16 protein-coding genes are annotated in these 16,158 nt (G+C 72.1%); 8 read left to right on the forward strand and 8 right to left on the reverse strand.

What is annotated here, in order from left to right:
- Positions 1 to 17 precede the first annotated feature (17 nt).
- Positions 18 to 677 carry a class F sortase gene (locus ACWDX6_RS09855; protein ID WP_451484428.1) on the reverse strand — a complete coding sequence of 220 codons (660 nt, stop codon included), beginning with the start codon at positions 675 to 677 and terminating at the stop codon, positions 18 to 20.
- Positions 678 to 1,056: 379 nt separating this feature from the next.
- On the opposite strand from ACWDX6_RS09855, the gene ACWDX6_RS09860 reads away from it, so the two are divergent.
- The gene (locus ACWDX6_RS09860) at positions 1,057 to 1,587 is read left to right on the forward strand and encodes a hypothetical protein (protein WP_451484429.1); all 531 of its coding nucleotides are present in this window, start codon (positions 1,057 to 1,059) and stop codon (positions 1,585 to 1,587) included.
- 164 nt (positions 1,588 to 1,751) lie between these two features.
- Here the strand turns inward: ACWDX6_RS09860 and ACWDX6_RS09865 are convergent, their stop codons facing one another.
- The 3 genes from ACWDX6_RS09865 to ACWDX6_RS09875 all read right to left on the reverse strand — a co-directional run bounded on the left by ACWDX6_RS09865 (position 1,752) and on the right by ACWDX6_RS09875 (position 3,889).
- A complete protein-coding gene (locus ACWDX6_RS09865) occupies positions 1,752 to 2,321 on the reverse strand; it encodes a hypothetical protein (protein WP_451484430.1) in 570 nt (189 codons plus the stop codon).
- Positions 2,322 to 2,521: 200 nt separating this feature from the next.
- Positions 2,522 to 3,286, reverse strand: a complete 765-nt coding sequence (locus ACWDX6_RS09870; protein WP_451484431.1) for a bestrophin-like domain — start codon at positions 3,284 to 3,286, stop codon at positions 2,522 to 2,524.
- Between the two features lie 21 nt (positions 3,287 to 3,307).
- Entirely contained in the window at positions 3,308 to 3,889 is a 582-nt protein-coding gene (locus ACWDX6_RS09875) for a hypothetical protein (protein WP_451484432.1), read from the reverse strand.
- 207 nt (positions 3,890 to 4,096) lie between these two features.
- Here ACWDX6_RS09875 and ACWDX6_RS09880 point away from each other — a divergent pair, with 207 nt between their 5' ends.
- The 3 genes from ACWDX6_RS09880 (at position 4,097) to ACWDX6_RS09890 (ending at position 8,354) form a co-directional block, all read left to right on the forward strand.
- A complete protein-coding gene (locus tag ACWDX6_RS09880) occupies positions 4,097 to 5,113 on the forward strand; it encodes an SCO0930 family lipoprotein (protein ID WP_451484433.1) in 1,017 nt (338 codons plus the stop codon).
- Positions 5,114 to 5,379: 266 nt separating this feature from the next.
- Entirely contained in the window at positions 5,380 to 6,192 is an 813-nt protein-coding gene (locus ACWDX6_RS09885; RefSeq protein WP_451484434.1) for an SAM-dependent methyltransferase, read from the forward strand.
- Positions 6,189 to 8,354, forward strand: coding sequence for a putative bifunctional diguanylate cyclase/phosphodiesterase (locus ACWDX6_RS09890; RefSeq protein ID WP_451484435.1), 2,166 nt, complete (start codon positions 6,189 to 6,191; stop codon positions 8,352 to 8,354). The genes ACWDX6_RS09885 and ACWDX6_RS09890 overlap by 4 nt, the downstream gene beginning before the upstream one ends.
- Positions 8,355 to 8,423: 69 nt before the next feature.
- Here ACWDX6_RS09890 and ACWDX6_RS09895 read toward each other — a convergent pair whose 3' ends face one another.
- Complete coding sequence (locus ACWDX6_RS09895; RefSeq protein ID WP_451484436.1) at positions 8,424 to 9,302, reverse strand: LysR family transcriptional regulator; 879 nt, start codon at positions 9,300 to 9,302, stop codon at positions 8,424 to 8,426.
- Positions 9,303 to 9,374: 72 nt separating this feature from the next.
- Between ACWDX6_RS09895 and ACWDX6_RS09900 the strand changes: the two genes are divergently transcribed.
- The 3 genes from ACWDX6_RS09900 to ACWDX6_RS09910 are packed head-to-tail and all read left to right on the forward strand — an operon-like array spanning position 9,375 to position 12,788.
- Positions 9,375 to 10,097 carry a succinate dehydrogenase gene (locus ACWDX6_RS09900; protein WP_451484437.1) on the forward strand — a complete coding sequence of 241 codons (723 nt, stop codon included), beginning with the start codon at positions 9,375 to 9,377 and terminating at the stop codon, positions 10,095 to 10,097.
- A gap of 1 nt (position 10,098) precedes the next feature.
- The gene (locus ACWDX6_RS09905) at positions 10,099 to 12,045 is read left to right on the forward strand and encodes a fumarate reductase/succinate dehydrogenase flavoprotein subunit (protein ID WP_451484438.1); all 1,947 of its coding nucleotides are present in this window, start codon (positions 10,099 to 10,101) and stop codon (positions 12,043 to 12,045) included.
- Positions 12,042 to 12,788 (forward strand): succinate dehydrogenase/fumarate reductase iron-sulfur subunit, encoded by a 747-nt coding sequence (locus tag ACWDX6_RS09910; protein ID WP_451484439.1) that lies wholly within the window; start codon positions 12,042 to 12,044, stop codon positions 12,786 to 12,788. The genes ACWDX6_RS09905 and ACWDX6_RS09910 overlap by 4 nt, the downstream gene beginning before the upstream one ends.
- Positions 12,789 to 12,813: 25 nt before the next feature.
- Here the strand turns inward: ACWDX6_RS09910 and ACWDX6_RS09915 are convergent, their stop codons facing one another.
- Both ACWDX6_RS09915 and ACWDX6_RS09920 read right to left on the reverse strand, forming a co-directional pair.
- A complete protein-coding gene (locus ACWDX6_RS09915; protein ID WP_451484440.1) occupies positions 12,814 to 13,941 on the reverse strand; it encodes a hypothetical protein in 1,128 nt (375 codons plus the stop codon).
- Between the two features lie 121 nt (positions 13,942 to 14,062).
- Positions 14,063 to 15,082: an LLM class flavin-dependent oxidoreductase gene (locus ACWDX6_RS09920; RefSeq protein WP_451484441.1), complete on the reverse strand. Its 1,020-nt coding sequence runs from the start codon at positions 15,080 to 15,082 to the stop codon at positions 14,063 to 14,065.
- A gap of 95 nt (positions 15,083 to 15,177) precedes the next feature.
- On the opposite strand from ACWDX6_RS09920, the gene ACWDX6_RS09925 reads away from it, so the two are divergent.
- Positions 15,178 to 15,666, forward strand: a complete 489-nt coding sequence (locus ACWDX6_RS09925; RefSeq protein ID WP_451484442.1) for a phosphatase domain-containing protein — start codon at positions 15,178 to 15,180, stop codon at positions 15,664 to 15,666.
- 117 nt (positions 15,667 to 15,783) lie between these two features.
- Here ACWDX6_RS09925 and ACWDX6_RS09930 read toward each other — a convergent pair whose 3' ends face one another.
- The gene (locus tag ACWDX6_RS09930; RefSeq protein WP_451484443.1) at positions 15,784 to 15,999 is read right to left on the reverse strand and encodes a dodecin; all 216 of its coding nucleotides are present in this window, start codon (positions 15,997 to 15,999) and stop codon (positions 15,784 to 15,786) included.
- Positions 16,000 to 16,158 lie beyond the last annotated feature (159 nt).

Raw genomic sequence — 16,158 nt, forward strand, 5'->3', positions numbered from 1 at the left:
GGCCTGTTCCGCGCGGCTCAGCGCGAGCCGACCATGCGGGCGTAGACGACGACGTTGCCGTCGTAGCCGTGTGCCCGTGAGTAGCCGCCGCCGCAGGTGATGACCCTGAGCTCGGGCTCCCCGGTGTCGCCGTAGACCTGGACGCCGGGGAAGTTGTGCTTGGAGTACACCTCGACGCCGTAGATCTCGAAGACGGCGACCCGGCCGTCGTACCGCTCCACCTCGATGTGCTCGCCCTTGTTCAGCGATCCCAGGGAGAAGAAGACCGCCGGGCCGGTCGCGTTGTCGACATGGCCGACGACGACGGCGGTGCCGCGCTGCCCCGGCGCGATGCCGTTCTGGTACCAGCCGGCCAGGTTGGAGTCCTCGGGAGGCGGCGCCGCGATCCAGCCGTTCTCGTCGAGGCCCACCTCCATGATCGGGGCCGCGACCCTGATGGACGGGATCTTCACCCGCGAGGCCTGGGCGAACGGCAGCGGCTCCAGGCCCGTGGCGAGGGACGGCGGAACCCCGCCCGGGCGGGTCTCGGGAGCGGCGGCGGCCGCGGGCTGCGGCGGGCCGAGCTCGACATCGACTCCATTGCGCATCATCGCCAGGCCGGACAGCATGACGAGAGCCAGGACGCCCCACGGTTGGCGTCTTCTGCGCTCAAAGACGCTGAAGTCCTTGGGGCTCATGGTTCTCCCTTCGTGGCGTCGTCAGAACGGTAAGGGTGGCGGGCCGGACCGGCGATCAGGGAAAGGCGAACGGGTGGCGGGGGCGTGGCGGCCGTGCGGTGGCCGTCCGGTGCAGCGCCGGAGATCAGTCGTACCCCAGGGCGGGGCGGGTGACGAGAACGATGGCCCATACGAGTAATCATCAGATAAGCGTGCTGACGGACTGTGACCTGCGGCTCCGTCAGGTTCACCGGCTTCCCGCCCGGCGTGTCGCCTCACCGGGGTGGACCAGCGCCGAGATGCGGTGATCGTCCTGAGTTGTGATGGTTCGTCATGGAAGGCGTACTCGTCGAATTTCCCGGGGCACCGCTTTGGGGCGTCTTCCACTGGAGGTTCAACCATGCGTGCTGCACGCACTCTGGCGGTGGCCGCCACCGCGATGGCGGCGGTCGGGCTCGCGGCCCCTCTCGCCGCCGCCACGAACGGTCCCAGCAGTGTCACCGTCGGCTCCCTCGGCACCCAGCGGGGAGGCGATGCCAAGAGCGTCACCGTCACGCCCTTCGCGGTCCACCAGGGGTCGACCATCACGATCACCGTCAGGGGCTGCCACGGAGGGACGGTCACGTCCGCCGCCTTCCCGACGACCACCCTCTCCGCGAACTCCAACGGGGTCTCCAGCGCCGTCGCCCGCATCCACAACAACGCCACGCCGGGCAAGCACAAGCTGACCGTCCACTGCAACGACAGCAACCGCGTGCTCACCCAGGAGTTCGTCGTCCTGGCCGGCCAGGGCGCGCAGGGCGGTATCGGCGGCTCGCTCGCACCCAGCTCCACGGAGATGGCGGTCGGCGGTTCGCTCGTCGCCGCGGCCGCGCTCGGCGGCGGTCTGTTCATCGCCCGCCGGCGCCGTCTGAGCGGCGCGAGCGTCTGACCGGCCGAACCTCCCGGTCGGCCGGGTACGCCGGTCGCCCCCGACTCCTGACCATTCAGGACTCGGGGGCGACGGGCTTGTGCGGTGGGGCGTGTGGGTTCGGGTGGAGCGTGCGACCGCGGGTGGGGGCGGCGGGTTCCGGTGGAGGACACCGGTCCCCGCCGTCAGTGGCGCCGGGGCCGGTCGAGGCCGGACCGGCGTCGCACCACCACGTAGACCAGACCGGTGGCCGCGACGGCGACCAGTCCGGCACCGGCCGCCAGGGTGACCGTGTCGACCCCGCCCATCGAGCCGCCGAGGCCGCCCTGCACACCGCGCGGGGGAGTGAGGACGGTCGAGCCGGTCGTCGGGGTCGGGGACGCCGTGGTGCCGCTGATGGTCAGGGTCACGGTGTCCTGGACGCCGCCGGTGCAGTTGAACGAGACCGTGTAGACGGCACCCCGCTTGGCGTCCCAGTCCACCACCGCGGTGGCCGAGGCTCCGGGGGGGATGGTCACGGTGTCGAAGATGCCCGCGGAAGCGGTCGCCGTGCTGCGGCAGCCGGGAGCGGTGAGCGTCACCCGGCCGCCGGGCGCCACGAGCGAGGGGGAGACGACGAAATCGCCCGGGGCCTTGGCTCGGGGCGCGTTCTGGGCAGGGGCGGGGGCGCCGTCCGCCGCCGAGGCGAGGGGAGCGGCCAGGGCGAGGGCGGCCGCCCCCAGCAGGGCAGTGGACGCGGCACGTATCGCGCGCATGGTGTGTCCTCCGGGTCCTCGAGGAGCAGCCGCGGAAGCGGTTTCCGCGAACGGGAAGGAAATGCACCTCGACGCCCGCAACGCTAGGAGCGCACTATCACAGCCGCGATCCCAGGCGGGCGAATGGGGCATGGATGTCCACCGTTCGGCTCAGGGAGCGCCCCGCCCGGCCCCTCTCGCCGCCGTCCGCGGCGGGCCGCTCAGCCGGTGAGCCGGGGGAAGAGGTCGGTGAACGGGGTGGCCGTCGCCGACATCCCGCGTCCGAAGGGCGCGTCGAAGTCCCAGATCAGGAAGAGCAGGAACGCGATGAGCGAGCTGAACAGGCCCGCGAGGAGCAGCTCGCGGCCGGTGCGCCGGATCTGCAGGGTGAAGATCAGCCCGACCGTCACCAGGGCCCCGGTGATCAGGCCGAACCACACCACGCCCGGCATGGTCGCCCCCGCGTTCTGGCCCCGGGCGCCCCGGGCGTCGTCCGCCGCCGCGACCTGGTCCACCAGCGGCTGGTACGCCTGCCCCTCGTGGTCGTTCGCCGGCTGGTAGTCGGTGACGCTCCGGCGGACCTGCTGGAGCAGTTCGGTGCCCTTCTCGCTGAGTTCGCCGTGCTCGGACATGTGGCGCCACTCGTCGTCGACGACGAAGGCGACGTACGCGTCGACGTCGGCGCGGATCCGGGCACGGACGTCGGCCGGGTACACCTCGACCCGTTCCGAGACCTCGTGCAGCGCCTGGGCCTCCTGGCGCACGGTCTCCTGGGCGGCGCTGCGGGCCTCCCAGACGCCGGCGATGGCGAGGCCGAGCACGATCGCGTACACCACGCCGATCATCATCGTCATGTACTCCATGACGTCGGGGGTCTCGGTGGGGTCGTCGTCGTCGGGGATCCTCCGGTTGTTGATGACGACGATGGCGAGGACGACGGCGCAGGCGGCGGCCATCGCGATGGTGAGGACGAGCCATTCGGACACGGTGGGCTTCCTTCGGCGGGATCAGCGGGAGCGGGGGCGCAGGATCGCGGTCGCGAGTACCGCCGGGGCGAGGACGAGCAGCGACATGGACACGAGCGAGGGGCCGCCCTCGGGTTCGGGCCGCGGGGCGGGCCGGTAGGCGGGCAGGGCGACGGGGGCCGGGGCGGGCGGCCGCGGCCGCACGGAGGGTGTCGGCGTCGGCGCGGGCGCCGGGGCGGGCGCCTCCGGGGGAGGCATCGGGGCCCGCGCCGGGGGTGGCGGCGGCGCCGGCTTCGGCGGCGGCGGTGGGTCCGCCCGTACGGGAGGCGAGGGCTCCGGTTCCGGCGGCGGCGGTGCCGGCGGCGGGGGCTCCGGCGGCGGGGGTGTCGGTGTCGGTGTCGGGCTGGGCGCGGGGGGCGTCGGTTCGGGCGGGGTGGGGGCGGGCGGGGTGGGGGTGGGCGAACACACGCCCGGCCCGGCGACCGCGACCGAGGTGTTCGAGCCGCCGGGCCCGGTCGTGGCGTAGGCGCAGGCATCGGCGGCGGCGGGCGCCGGAGTGGCCAGCAGCCACAGCAGCGCGGCGGCCGCCACGGGCCGCGCGAGGATCGATCCGTACGGAGACACGACGACGAGCATGATCACAAAACCCGGGGACCGCGCCGGAAACGGCCCGGATTCCCCGGATGGAGGGGTTCTCGAAAGGCGCTGGTTTGACGTTCCTGCCGAAGTTTCTTCGCCGCTTCTTGAGCACGAGGCGCCCGCACCCCGTATCCAAGGCCGGGAAGGGCGCTCGACGCCACTCCAACACGTCATGAAGCAAGGGGAGTCGACATGAGGACCTGGCGGAACACGGCACTCGCGCTGACGGCGGCGGCCGTTCTGGCGCTGACGACGGCGTGCGGTCAGGAGCCGGGCGGCCAGTCGATCGGTGACGCGCCCGCGGGGGCCGCGAACCCGGCCGGCGCGCCCGCGGAGAACGGCTACGCCTCCGGCGGATACGCCTCGGGGGGCTACGGATCCGGCAGCGACTCCTCCGCCGGTGCGGCCGCCGCGCCCGCCGGGCAGCTCGTCGCCTCGGACACCAAGCGGCTCGGCAAGGTGGTCACCGACAGCAGGGGTTTCACCCTCTACCGCTTCGACAAGGACTCCGCGAGCCCGCCCCGCGCCACCTGCGAGGGCGACTGCGCGGCGGCGTGGCCCGTGGTGAGCCCGGAGGGTGCCGAGCCGCCCGCCGGCGTGGACCCGTCGCTGCTCGGCGAGGTGACCCGCGCCGACGGCTCCAAGCAGCTCACGCTCGACGGCTGGCCGATGTACCGGTACGCCAAGGACGTGCAGCCCGGTGACCTCAACGGCCAAGGTGTCGGTGGCACCTGGTTCGCGGCCGCTCCGGACGGAAAGAAGGCCGCGCCGGCCGCCGAGACGGGCGGAGGAGATGATTCCGGTACTGCCGCGGAGACTGACGGAGGAGATGATTCCGCTAAGGCCGCCGCAGGGCTCTCGGTGCGAAAGGATCCCAAGCTCGGTGACGTCGTGGTGGATTCGCGCGGAATGACGGTTTATCGCTTCACCAAGGATTCCGCCTGGCCGATGAAGACGGCCTGCACGGGGCCCTGTCTGAAGAAGTGGCCGGTTGTCGCCCCCGTGGACAAGAACGGCGTCGAGGGCATCACCCGCAAGGGCTTCGTCACCTTCAGCCGCCCCGACGGCGTCAAGCAGCAGACCATCGACTGCTGGCCCCTGTACACCTTCGCCGGCGACGAGAAGCCCGGGGACACCAACGGCCAAGGTGTGGGCGGCACCTGGTACGCCGTGTCACCCGAGGGAAAGCTGGTCGGAGCGCCCCGATAGGTCCCCCCGCCGCGCTCCGGCCGCTCGGGCCCGCCGTCACACCTCCCGTGACGGCGGGCCCGACGCACGTCCACATGCACGTGAATGTGCACGGTCCGAAGGCGTGAAGTCTTCGTTCTGCTCGCACGTGCCAATGGCGTGTGACCAAGAACGGACCGCGAATTTCCGTTTCTGCTCGCTCTCTCGGCGGGCGATCAGTAGCCTCGGCTCGAACACCGGCCGCGAACACATGGCCGCACCCCCGTGGCGACTTGTTGGAGACATTGATGGAGCGTCCCGCCTGGGCTCCGCCGGGTATCGATATTTCGGTGCCGAGCGTGTCCCGTATGTACGACTTCTATCTGGGCGGCTCGCACAATTTCGAAGTGGACCGCGAAGCGGCCCGCAAAGCCATGGAGTTCGTGCCCGGCCTCCCCAAGGTCATGCAGGCGAACCGGGCGTTCATGCGCCGCGCCGTACGGTTCGCCGTCCAGCAGGGCGTCACCCAGTTCCTGGACATCGGCTCCGGCATACCGACCTTCGGCAACGTCCACGAGGTCGCCCAGGCCGCCAGCCCCGACGCCCGCGTGGTCTACGTCGACCACGACCCGGTCGCCGTCGCCCACAGCGAGGCCGTCCTGGCGGGCGACGACCGCTCCGCCGTCGTCGCCGCGGACCTGCGCAAGCCGCGGGAGATCCTCAACAGCCCCGAGGTCGGCCGGCTCCTCGACCTCGACCAGCCGGTCGCCCTGCTCCTGGTGTCCGTCCTCCACTTCGTGGAGGACGCGGACGAACCGCAGCAGGCCGTCGCCGAACTCGGCGAGGCACTCGCCCCCGGCAGCCTCCTGATCATCTGCCACGCCGGCTACGAAGGCATCCCCCTGCCCCAGGAGCGGGTCGGCGGAGCGGTCGATGTGTACCGGGACATCCGCAACCCCCTCGTGATGCGGACCCGCGAGGAGGTCCAGCGCTTCTTCGACGGGTACGAGATGGTCGAACCCGGCCTCGTGTTCATGCCCGACTGGCGCCCCGACGGCCCGGTCGACCAGGAGGATCCGTACGCCTTCTCGGGCTTCGCAGGGGTGGGGCGCAAGGCGTGAAGCTGCCGTCTCAGCCGTCCGGTTCCGGCGCGGAACCGGACGACGTCGAGGACAGACTCAGGCGGTTCGTGACCATCTGGAGCCGGGCCATCTTCCCGGTCACCGCCACCTCGCTGACCCGCGCCGAGTTCGAGAGCCATCTGCTGCCGCTGGCCCGCTCCCTGAGCGCCGCGCTGCACGGCAGACCCTTCGACACCGCCCCCGCCCACCGCGCGGGCGCGGGCCTGGTGGCCGCCCACTGCACGGACCCGGACGCCCTCAGCCGTACCCTCGGCGTCGTCGACTCCTATCTCGTGCTCTACTGCGGCACCGCGCGGGACACGCCGGGCGAGGAGCTGCGGGCCCGCTGCGCGCGGCTGCAGCACGCGATGGCCGCCGGGTTCGCCCAGGCCCTGCGCGAGCGGACACTGGCCGAGCAGGAGGCCATCGCCCGCTCCGCGCTCTCCGCCCGCAGCGCCGCCGAAGTCGCCCTGCACGCCACCGAGAGCCGCTTCCGGGCCGTCTTCGACGGCGCCGCGATCGGGATCGGCATCGCCGACCTCGACGGCAACGTCCTGGAGGTCAACGAGACCCTCACCCGGATGTTCGGCGGCCTGGAGCACCACGTCCGCAGCCGCAACATCAGCGAATGGGGCCATCCCGAGGACGGCCCGCACGTCTGGCGGCTCTACGACGAGCTCGTGCGCGGCGAACGCGAGCACTACCGGGTCGAGAAGCCGTACTACCGCGGCGACGGCACCGTCCTGTGGACCAACCTCACCGTCTCGCTGCTGCGGGACGCCGAGGGATTCCCCCAGTACCAGCTCGCGCTGATGGAGGACACCACCGAGCGGCGGCTGCTCAACCTGCGGCTGCGCTACGAAGCCACCCACGACGCGCTGACCGGACTGCCCAACAGGACCCTGTTCTTCGAACGCCTGGAGAAGGCGCTCGCACCGGCCGACGGCGCCCGCTTCGGGCTCTGCTACCTCGACCTCGACGGCTTCAAGGCCATCAACGACAGCCTCGGCCACTCGGCCGGCGACCGGCTGCTCGTCGAGGTCGCCGACCGGCTCCAGAGCTGCGCGACCGCGCCCGGCGAGATGGTGGCCCGGCTCGGCGGCGACGAGTTCGTCGCCCTCACCACGGGCGCCGGCACCGAGCGGGGCGTCGTGGAGCTGGCGAACCGTATCCTCGCGGCGCTCGCCACCCCCGTCCGGATCGACGGCCGCGAACTGACCGTGCGCGGCAGCATCGGCGTCGTCGAGGGGCCGGCCGGCGAGCGGACCCCCGCCGAGGTGCTGCGCAGCGCCGACATCACGATGTACCGCGCCAAGTCGGCGGGCGGCAACCGCTTCGAGTTCGCCGACGCGGAGGCCGACGCCCGCGCCATCACCCGGCACGGGCTGACCACCGCGCTGCCGGCCGCGCTGGAGCGCGGCGAGTTCTTCATCGAGTACCAGCCGCTCGTCCACCTCGGCGACGGCAGCGTGCACGGCGCGGAGGCCCTCGTACGGTGGTGCCATCCGCAGCACGGCGTGCTCGGGCCCGACCGGTTCATCCCGCTCGCCGAGAACACCGGCCTGATCGTGCCGCTCGGCCGCTGGGTGCTCCAGGAGGCGGTACGCCAGGCCCGGTTCTGGCAGACCCGGCACTCCGACGGGGGGCCGCTGCGGATCAACGTCAACCTCTCGCCGACCCAGCTGCACCACCCGCGGCTCGTCGCCGACACGGTCGACGTCCTGGAGCGCTCCGGCCTGGAGCCGGGGGCGCTCTGCCTGGAGGTCACCGAGTCGGCGCTGATCGGCGCCGACGACGACCTGCTCAAGCCGCTGCGGCAGCTCGCCGAGATGGGCGTGGACATCGCGCTCGACGACTTCGGCACCGGCTACTCCAACCTCGCCAACCTGCGCCGGCTGCCGGTGAGCGTCCTGAAACTGGACCGCTCCTTCACCCGGGGCATGCAGCAGCATCCGGCGGACCCCGTCGACCTCAAGATCGTCGAAGGCATCGTCTCGCTGGCCCACAGCCTGGAGCTCGCGGTCACGGTCGAGGGCGTGGAGACGGGCGCTCAGGCGCAGCAGCTGCGGGAGCTCGGCTGCGACACGGCCCAGGGCTGGTACTACGCCAGGCCGGGGGCCCCGGACCGGATCCACTCCCTGGTCCTGGCGGACGCGGTGTAGTCCTCTCGTCCGGATCATGCCGGGCTCAACGGGCCCTGCCGCCCCGGTGCGGTGCCCGCACCGGGGCGGTCACGTGGAGCGCAGCAGCAGTCTCTGGAGCTCGCGGGCCGCCCGGGGCGGGGCCACGTCACTGCGGTGCGCGAGCGCGATCGTGCGCCGCAGGCCCGGGCGGGCCAGGGCCGTGACCCGCAGGTCGCGGCCCGCCCGCGCCGCCACCATGGCAGGCACCACCGCGACCCCCAGGCCCGCCCGTACGAAACCGAGCACCGCGTCCATCTCGCCGCCCTCCACCGTGAACGAGGGCTCGAAGCCCTCCGCCCGGCACGCGGCCACCGTCAACTCCCGCAGGTCGTAGCCGTGCCGGAACATCACCAGGGGCTGGTCGCGCAGATCCGCGATCCGCACCGGCCGCCGCGGGGCCGGCGCCGCCGCGCTCGACACCACCACCAGGTCCTCCCGCAGCAGCTCCACCGTCGTCAGCGCCGGTGACGGACTCGGCAGCGGCAGCACCACCAGCGCCAGATCGAGCGCGCCGCGCGCCAGCTCCCGTACGAGATCGTGCGAGCCGCCCTCCTCGATCAGCAGACGGATCCCCGGGTGCAGATCGTGGAACGCGCGCAGCACGTCCGGCAGCAGCCCCGTGCACAGGCTCGGCGTCGCGCCGAGCCGCACCCGCCCGCGCTTCAGCTGCGCCAGCTCCTGCACCTCGTGCCGGGCCGTGTCCGTGTCGGCGAGGATGCGCCGGGCCAGCGGCAGCAGCGCCTCACCCGCGTCCGTCAGCGTGATGTTCCCCCGCGCCCGGCTGAACAACTCCGCCCCGAGCTCCTGCTCCAGCGCCTTGATCTGCTGGGACAGCGACGGCTGCGACACGTGCACCCGCTCCGCGGCGCGGGTGAAGTGACGGGTCTCGGCCACGGCCACGAAGTAGAGAAGCTGCTGGAACTGCATAGGCTCAGCCTATCGAGATCAGCCGGACCATGTCTTGGACCTCTGGGGTTCTTCGGCCCTAGCGTCGTGCGCATGGCTCTGGCAACGAAGACGGCACCGACGGAACGACCACCGTCGCCCCCGCGCTCCCGCGGATTCTGGGCGTCCACGATCGGCAAGAAGACGGTCATGGCCGTCAGCGGCCTGCTCATGCTCGGCTACCTCGTCGCCCACGTGATGGGCAACCTCAAGGTCTTCTTCGGCCCCGAGGAGTTCAACGCGTACGGCCACTGGCTGCGCACCATGGGCGCCCCCGTCCTGCACCACTCCTGGGCGCTGTGGCTCGTACGGATCGTCCTCCTCACCGCAGTCGTCGCCCACGTCGTCTCCGCCTACCAGCTCAGCCGGCGCGACATCAAGGCCCGCCCCACCGCCTACGTCCACCGCCGCAAGCGGTCCTCCTACGCCACCCGCACCATGCGCTGGGGCGGCGTCATCGTCGCCCTCTTCATCGTCTGGCACATCCTCGACCTGACCACCGGAACCGCCCACCCGGGCGGCTTCCAGGAGGGCCACCCGTACCAGAACGTCGTCGACACCTTCTCCACCTGGTACGGCAACGTCGTCTACATCGTCGCCATGCTCGCCGTCGGCCTGCACGTCCGCCACGGCTTCTGGAGCGCGGCCCAGACCCTCGGCGTCGGCAACGCGCGCCGCGAGCGGGCCCTGAGGCTGCTCGCCAACGGGCTCGCCCTCGCCCTGACCCTGGGCTTCGTCTCCGTACCCGTCGCCGTCATGACCGGAGTGGTGAGCTGACATGAGCTTCCTCGACTACGAGGTCGGCGCCCCGCTCGCCGACGAGAAGGCCCCCACCGGACCCATCGCCGAGCGCTGGGACACCCGCCGCTTCCAGGCCAAGCTGGTCAACCCCGCCAACCGGCGCAAGCACACCGTCATCGTCGTCGGCACCGGCCTCGCCGGCGGTTCCGCCGGCGCCACCCTCGCCGAACAGGGCTACCACGTCGTCCAGTTCTGCTACCAGGACTCCCCGCGCCGCGCCCACTCCATCGCCGCCCAGGGCGGCATCAACGCCGCCAAGAACTACCGCAACGACGGCGACTCCGTCCACCGCCTCTTCTACGACACCGTCAAGGGCGGCGACTTCCGAGCCCGCGAGTCCAACGTCCACCGCCTCGCGCAGATCTCGGTCGAGATCATCGACCAGTGCGTCGCGCAGGGCGTCCCCTTCGCCCGGGAGTACGGCGGCCTGCTCGACACCCGCTCCTTCGGCGGCGTCCAGGTCTCCCGTACCTTCTACGCCCGCGGCCAGACGGGCCAGCAGCTCCTTCTCGGCGCCTACCAGGCGCTGTCCCGGCAGATCGCGGCGGGCAACGTCGAACTGCACGCCCGTACCGAGATGCTGGACCTGATCGTCGTCGGCGGGCGGGCGCGCGGCATCGTCGCCCGGGACCTGATCACCGGCGCGATCTCCACCCACTACGCGGACGCGGTGGTCCTCGCCAGCGGCGGCTACGGCAACGTCTTCCACCTCTCCACCAACGCGATGAACTCCAACGCCACCGCCGTCTGGCGGGCCCACCGGCGCGGAGCGTACTTCGCCAACCCCTGCTTCACCCAGATCCACCCCACCTGCATCCCGCGCACCGGCGACCACCAGTCCAAGCTGACGCTGATGAGCGAGTCGCTGCGCAACGACGGCCGCATCTGGGTGCCGAAGGCGAAGGGCGACACCCGGCCGGCCGCCGAGATCCCCGAGGACGAGCGCGACTACTACCTGGAGCGGATCTACCCCTCCTTCGGCAACCTCGTCCCGCGCGACATCGCCTCCCGCGCCGCCAAGAACGTCTGCGACGAGGGCCGGGGCGTCGGACCGGGCGGCCAGGGAGTCTACCTCGACTTCGCGGACGCCATCCGGCGGATGGGCCGCAAGGCGGTCGAGGAGAAGTACGGCAACCTCTTCGACATGTACGAGCGGATCACCGCCGAGAACCCGTACGAGGTGCCGATGCGGATCTACCCCGCCGTGCACTACACGATGGGCGGACTCTGGGTCGACTACGACCTCCAGACCACCGTGCCGGGCCTGTTCGCCATCGGCGAGGCCAACTTCTCCGACCACGGGGCCAACCGCCTCGGCGCCTCCGCGCTGATGCAGGGCCTCGCCGACGGCTACTTCGTCCTGCCGTCCACGATCAACGACTATCTGGCCCGCCACCCGTCGAGCGAGCCGCTCGACGACGACCACCCCGTGGTCCGGGAGGTGCTGGCCGAGACCGAGGACCGGATCAACTTCCTGCTCTCCGTCGACGGCGACCGGACGCCGGACTCCTTCCACCGCGAACTGGGCGAGATCATGTGGGAGTTCTGCGGCATGTCCCGTACGGACGAGGGCCTGCGCAAGGCGCTCGACCGCATCCCGCGCCTCCGCGAGGAGTTCTGGCGCCGGATCAAGGTCCCGGGCACCGGCGAGGAGTTCAACCAGTCCCTGGAGAAGGCCAACCGGATCGTCGACTACCTGGAGCTCGCCGAGCTGATGTGCCTCGACGCCCTGCACCGGGCCGAGTCCTGCGGCGGCCACTTCCGCGAGGAGTCCCAGACCCCGGACGGCGAGGCCGCCCGGCGCGACGAGGAGTTCTCGTACGCCGCCGCCTGGGAGTTCCGGGGCACCGGCGACGCCCCCGTCCTGCACAAGGAAGACCTCGTCTTCGAGTACGTCCACCCCACCCAGCGGAGCTACGCATGAAGCTCACCCTGCGCGTCTGGCGCCAGAAGAACGCCGACGCCGAAGGCACCATGGCCACCTACGAGGTGGACGGCATCTCCTCCGACATGTCCTTCCTGGAGATGCTCGACACCCTCAACGAGGAGCTCATCCTCCGCGGGGAGGACCCCGTCGCCTTCGACCACGACTGCCGCGAGGGCATCTGCGGCGCGTGCAGCCTCGTCATCGACGGGGAGGCCCACGGCCCCGAGCGCACCACCACCTGCCAGCTCCACATGCGGTCCTTCCGCGACGGCGACACGATCGACATCGAACCCTGGCGCGCCGCGGCCTTCCCGGTCGTCAAGGACCTCGTCGTCGACCGCTCCGCCTTCGACCGCGTCATCCAGGCCGGCGGCTACATCAGCGCCCCCACCGGCGCGGCCCCCGAGGCGCACGCGACCCCGGTCCCGAAGGCCGACGCCGACTTCGCCTTCGAGCACGCCGAATGCATCGGCTGCGGCGCGTGCGTGGCGGCCTGCCCGAACGGCTCGGCGATGCTCTTCACCTCGGCGAAGATCAACCATCTGAACGTGCTCCCGCAGGGCGCGCCGGAGCGCGAGACGCGGGTGCTGGACATGGTGGCCCAGATGGACGCGGAGGGCTTCGGCGGCTGCACGCTGACCGGGGAGTGCGCGACGGCCTGCCCGAAGGGCATCCCGCTGCCCTCGATCGCGGCGATGAACAGGGAGTGGCTGCGGGCACGGCGGAAGGTCCGCGGCTGAGCCCGACCGCCGACCGCCGCCGGGCTCAGCACCTCAGGGTGAGGGGCGGCCGCCAGACCTGCCCGTCCCCGGGCACGCCGGGAGTCGGCGCATAGCTGAGCGGTACGAGGTGGGTGGCGGCCCCGGCCTCGTTGCGGGTCCCGAGCCACAGGTCGATGATCTGCCAGGGCCGCCCGTCCAGGACCGCCACGGTACGGGGCTGCCCGCCGCACGAGTTCGCGTGGAACGCGCGACGCCCGAACGCCGGGGCGCCCCACCCGACGTTGCCCGGCGCCGACCAGCCGTCGTAGAGGCTCGGGGCCGTGGCGTAGCCGATGGGGGTACCGGCGCAGTAGCCGCAGCCGTGGTCGGAGTAGGTGAGGACGTACCGCCGGTGGACGGGGTCCCAGTAGCCCCCGGGTCCCTCCGCCCTGCTGATGCCGGCGACCCGCTCGACTCCCCGGCCCGGAGTACCGCCGGTGCCCCACCGATCGAGCTCCTGGAGGGAGAGCGCAGCCGTGCCGGCTCGGGTGCAGACGAGGGCCGGGCGGGCTCCCGGCGTGGCCGAGTCGATGAAACCGAAGTCGCCGTTGCCCCGGCAGATGTCGAGGTCCGGCTTCCGGTACGACCCGAAGGGCGCCCCGGCCTCCGGACCGCACGGCCCCACCGGACCCTCGCAGCCCATGGCGTTGTAGGCGTTCCGAGCCCCCATCGAGTACTGGCGGGGCGCGTTGAACCACAGGATGAACGCGCCGTCGTCCTCGCCCCATCCCTTCCGCCGGATCATGCGGGGGTTGAAGCAGCCCTGACCGGTCCGGCCGCACGTCTCCTGCCAGGACTGGAGCGTCGAGGGATCGGTGGACGTCGGGGAGAACAGCGGCCGGGGTTCGCTCCACGGCCCCTGCGGCTTCCAGGCGGTGCTGACCCCGAAGCCGCACCACTTGGTGCCGCGGACGTACCACTGGAACCCGCAGCCGTACATGCTGCCGTACATGAAGTAGCGGCGACCGAACTTGACGATCTGCGCGTCATGGAGGTCGACGCCGGAGATCGTGAACGACTTCGGCCTCGACGCGGTGCCGTGCTGGTCGCCCGTGGACGGAACGGCGGCCAGGGCCGTCGTCGGCGTCGACAGGAAGAGCAGCACTGTGGCCAGGAATCGGCGGAAACGCACAGCACATCTTCATCTCTTCGGTCCGGGCGCGAGGGGCGCGACACGGCACTTCCGTGCCCTTGTCACGCGGTCGGCCGCGTGACAAGGGCGGACTCGGGCCCCGTCGGGGCGTTATCCGGTATCAGCCGTCCGTGCCGGTCAGGCCCGTGACGCGGGCGAGCCGGCGGTACGAGTCGAGCAGCGCCCCGCGGTCGTACGTACTGGTCGTCACCAGCACCTCCTGCGCCCCGGTCTCCTTCACCACCCGCTCCAGCGCCTCGGCGACCTGCTCCTCCGTGCCGTACACATGGCCCCGCAGCCCCGACTCGAAGAAGCCGCGCTGCTTGTCGGTCATCGGCAACCGCTCGATCCGCTCGGCGGGCATCAGCGGCGGGAAGACGCCCCGCGTGCGCGAGTACGCCAGCGACCACGCCTCCGGAACCAGCAGGCGCCGGGCCTCCTCCTCGCTCCCCGCCACGGCGACCGTGCCCGCGACGACGACGTACGGCTCCCGCGCCCAGGCCGAGGGACGGAAGCCGGACCGGTACGCGTCGATCGCCGTCAGCAGCCGTTCCCGGCCGCGCAGATCGCCGATGACCAGCGGCAGCCCCGCCTCGGCGGCGAGGGCGGCGCCCTCCCCGGTCGCGAGGACGTACGGCGGGACGCTCAGGCCCTCCGCCGGGCGGGCGTGCACCTGGGGATGGGCGGTCTGGGTCCCCGTGAACCAGCCAAGCAGCTCGGTCAGCTGCTCCCCGAACCGTTCGGCGTCCTCCTTGTCCCGCCCCAGCGCCCGCCGGATCCCGTCGGTGAAGCCGACGGAGCGGCCGAGCCCCATGTCGATCCGGCCGGGGAACAGCGCTTCGAGGACGCCGAACTGTTCGGCGACGACCATCGGCTGGTGGTTGGGGAGCATCACCCCTCCCGTACCGACCCGGATGACCGAGGTCGCGCCGGCCACGGCGGCGGCCAGGACGGTCGGCGCCGACCCCGCCACGCCCGGCACGCTGTGGTGCTCCGAGACCCAGAAGCGGTGATAACCGAGCCTCTCCGCCTCCCGCGCGAGGCGTACGGTGTCGCGCAGCGCCTGAGCGCCTTCCTCGCCCTCCCGGGTGCGGGAGCGGTCGAGGACGGAGAAGCGGATGCCGTCGAGTGAAGAGGTCACGCCCGGTTCAACGTCCTCGCGCCACGAGGATTCCCCGGAGGCCGTCTTGCCGATCAGGCCCGGCTGATCGACAGGACGCCCCCTAGGCTGGCGACGTGACGCGCATCAACCGGCCAGTGGCCGTCTTCGACCTCGACAACACGCTCTCCGGCACCGCCCACCGCCAGCACTTCCTGGAGCGGCGGCCCCGTGACTGGGACGGCTTCTTCGCCGCCGCGCCCGACGACCCGCCGCTCGCCAAGGGCGTCGAGTTCTGCCTGGAGACGGCGCGGGAGTGCGAGATCGTCTATCTCACGGGGCGCCCCGAGCGGTGCCGCCGCGACACCGTCGCCTGGCTGGCCGCCCAGGGGCTGCCCGAGGGCCGGATCCACATGCGGCGCGACACCGACCGCCGCCCGGCGCGGGTGACCAAATTGGAGATCCTGCGCAGGCTCGGCCGGGAGCGTGAGATCCGGATGCTCGTCGACGACGACGACCTGGTCTGCGACGCGGCGGAGGCCGCGGGCTTCACGGTCGTACGGGCCCGCTGGGCGGTGCCGTCCGCGGAGCTGAAGGACGCCCAGGAGAGGGAGGGCCGCACCTGACGGCACCGCGCAGGCGCCGTCAGCCGCTGTCGCGCGGCCCGTCACCCGGGTCGCGGCTCCCGCCGTCCCCACGCGCGGTCGCGCGGTCTGTCACCCGGGCCCGCGCTCCCGCCGTCGTCACTCACCGTCCTCCAGGCGGAAGCCGACCTTCAGACCGACCTGGTAGTGCTCGATCTGCCCGTCGACGATGTGGCCGCGGACCTGCGTCACCTCGAACCAGTCGAGTGACCGCAGCGTCTGCGCGGCACGGCCGATGCCGTTGCGGATGGCCTGGTCGACGCCTTCCGTGGAGGTGCCGACGATCTCGGTGACGCGGTAGGTGTGGTTCGACATGGGGGCCGAACTCCTCTCCATGGGGTCTCAACGGGGTCATTCCACCGTGCCCCACCACGCCCCGGTCCGCGACACGTCGCGCGCCGGACCGGCGGCACGACCGCGGGCGGGGCCTCGTGCTCCTCCGGAAGGAAATCGTCCAGGACTTGACCACCCCGT

It is taken from the genome of Streptomyces sp. NPDC003027, assembly GCF_053591435.1.

Coding starts and splice junctions, on each gene's coding strand:
- ACWDX6_RS09855 (WP_451484428.1), bottom strand. CDS start 677: ATGAGCCCCAAGGACTTCAGCGTCTTTGAGCGCAGAAGACGCCAACCG.
- ACWDX6_RS09860 (WP_451484429.1), top strand. CDS start 1,057: ATGCGTGCTGCACGCACTCTGGCGGTGGCCGCCACCGCGATGGCGGCG.
- ACWDX6_RS09865 (WP_451484430.1), bottom strand. CDS start 2,321: ATGCGCGCGATACGTGCCGCGTCCACTGCCCTGCTGGGGGCGGCCGCC.
- ACWDX6_RS09880 (WP_451484433.1), top strand. CDS start 4,097: ATGAGGACCTGGCGGAACACGGCACTCGCGCTGACGGCGGCGGCCGTT.
- ACWDX6_RS09885 (WP_451484434.1), top strand. CDS start 5,380: ATGGAGCGTCCCGCCTGGGCTCCGCCGGGTATCGATATTTCGGTGCCG.
- ACWDX6_RS09895 (WP_451484436.1), bottom strand. CDS start 9,302: ATGCAGTTCCAGCAGCTTCTCTACTTCGTGGCCGTGGCCGAGACCCGT.
- ACWDX6_RS09900 (WP_451484437.1), top strand. CDS start 9,375: ATGGCTCTGGCAACGAAGACGGCACCGACGGAACGACCACCGTCGCCC.
- ACWDX6_RS09905 (WP_451484438.1), top strand. CDS start 10,099: ATGAGCTTCCTCGACTACGAGGTCGGCGCCCCGCTCGCCGACGAGAAG.
- ACWDX6_RS09910 (WP_451484439.1), top strand. CDS start 12,042: ATGAAGCTCACCCTGCGCGTCTGGCGCCAGAAGAACGCCGACGCCGAA.
- ACWDX6_RS09930 (WP_451484443.1), bottom strand. CDS start 15,999: ATGTCGAACCACACCTACCGCGTCACCGAGATCGTCGGCACCTCCACG.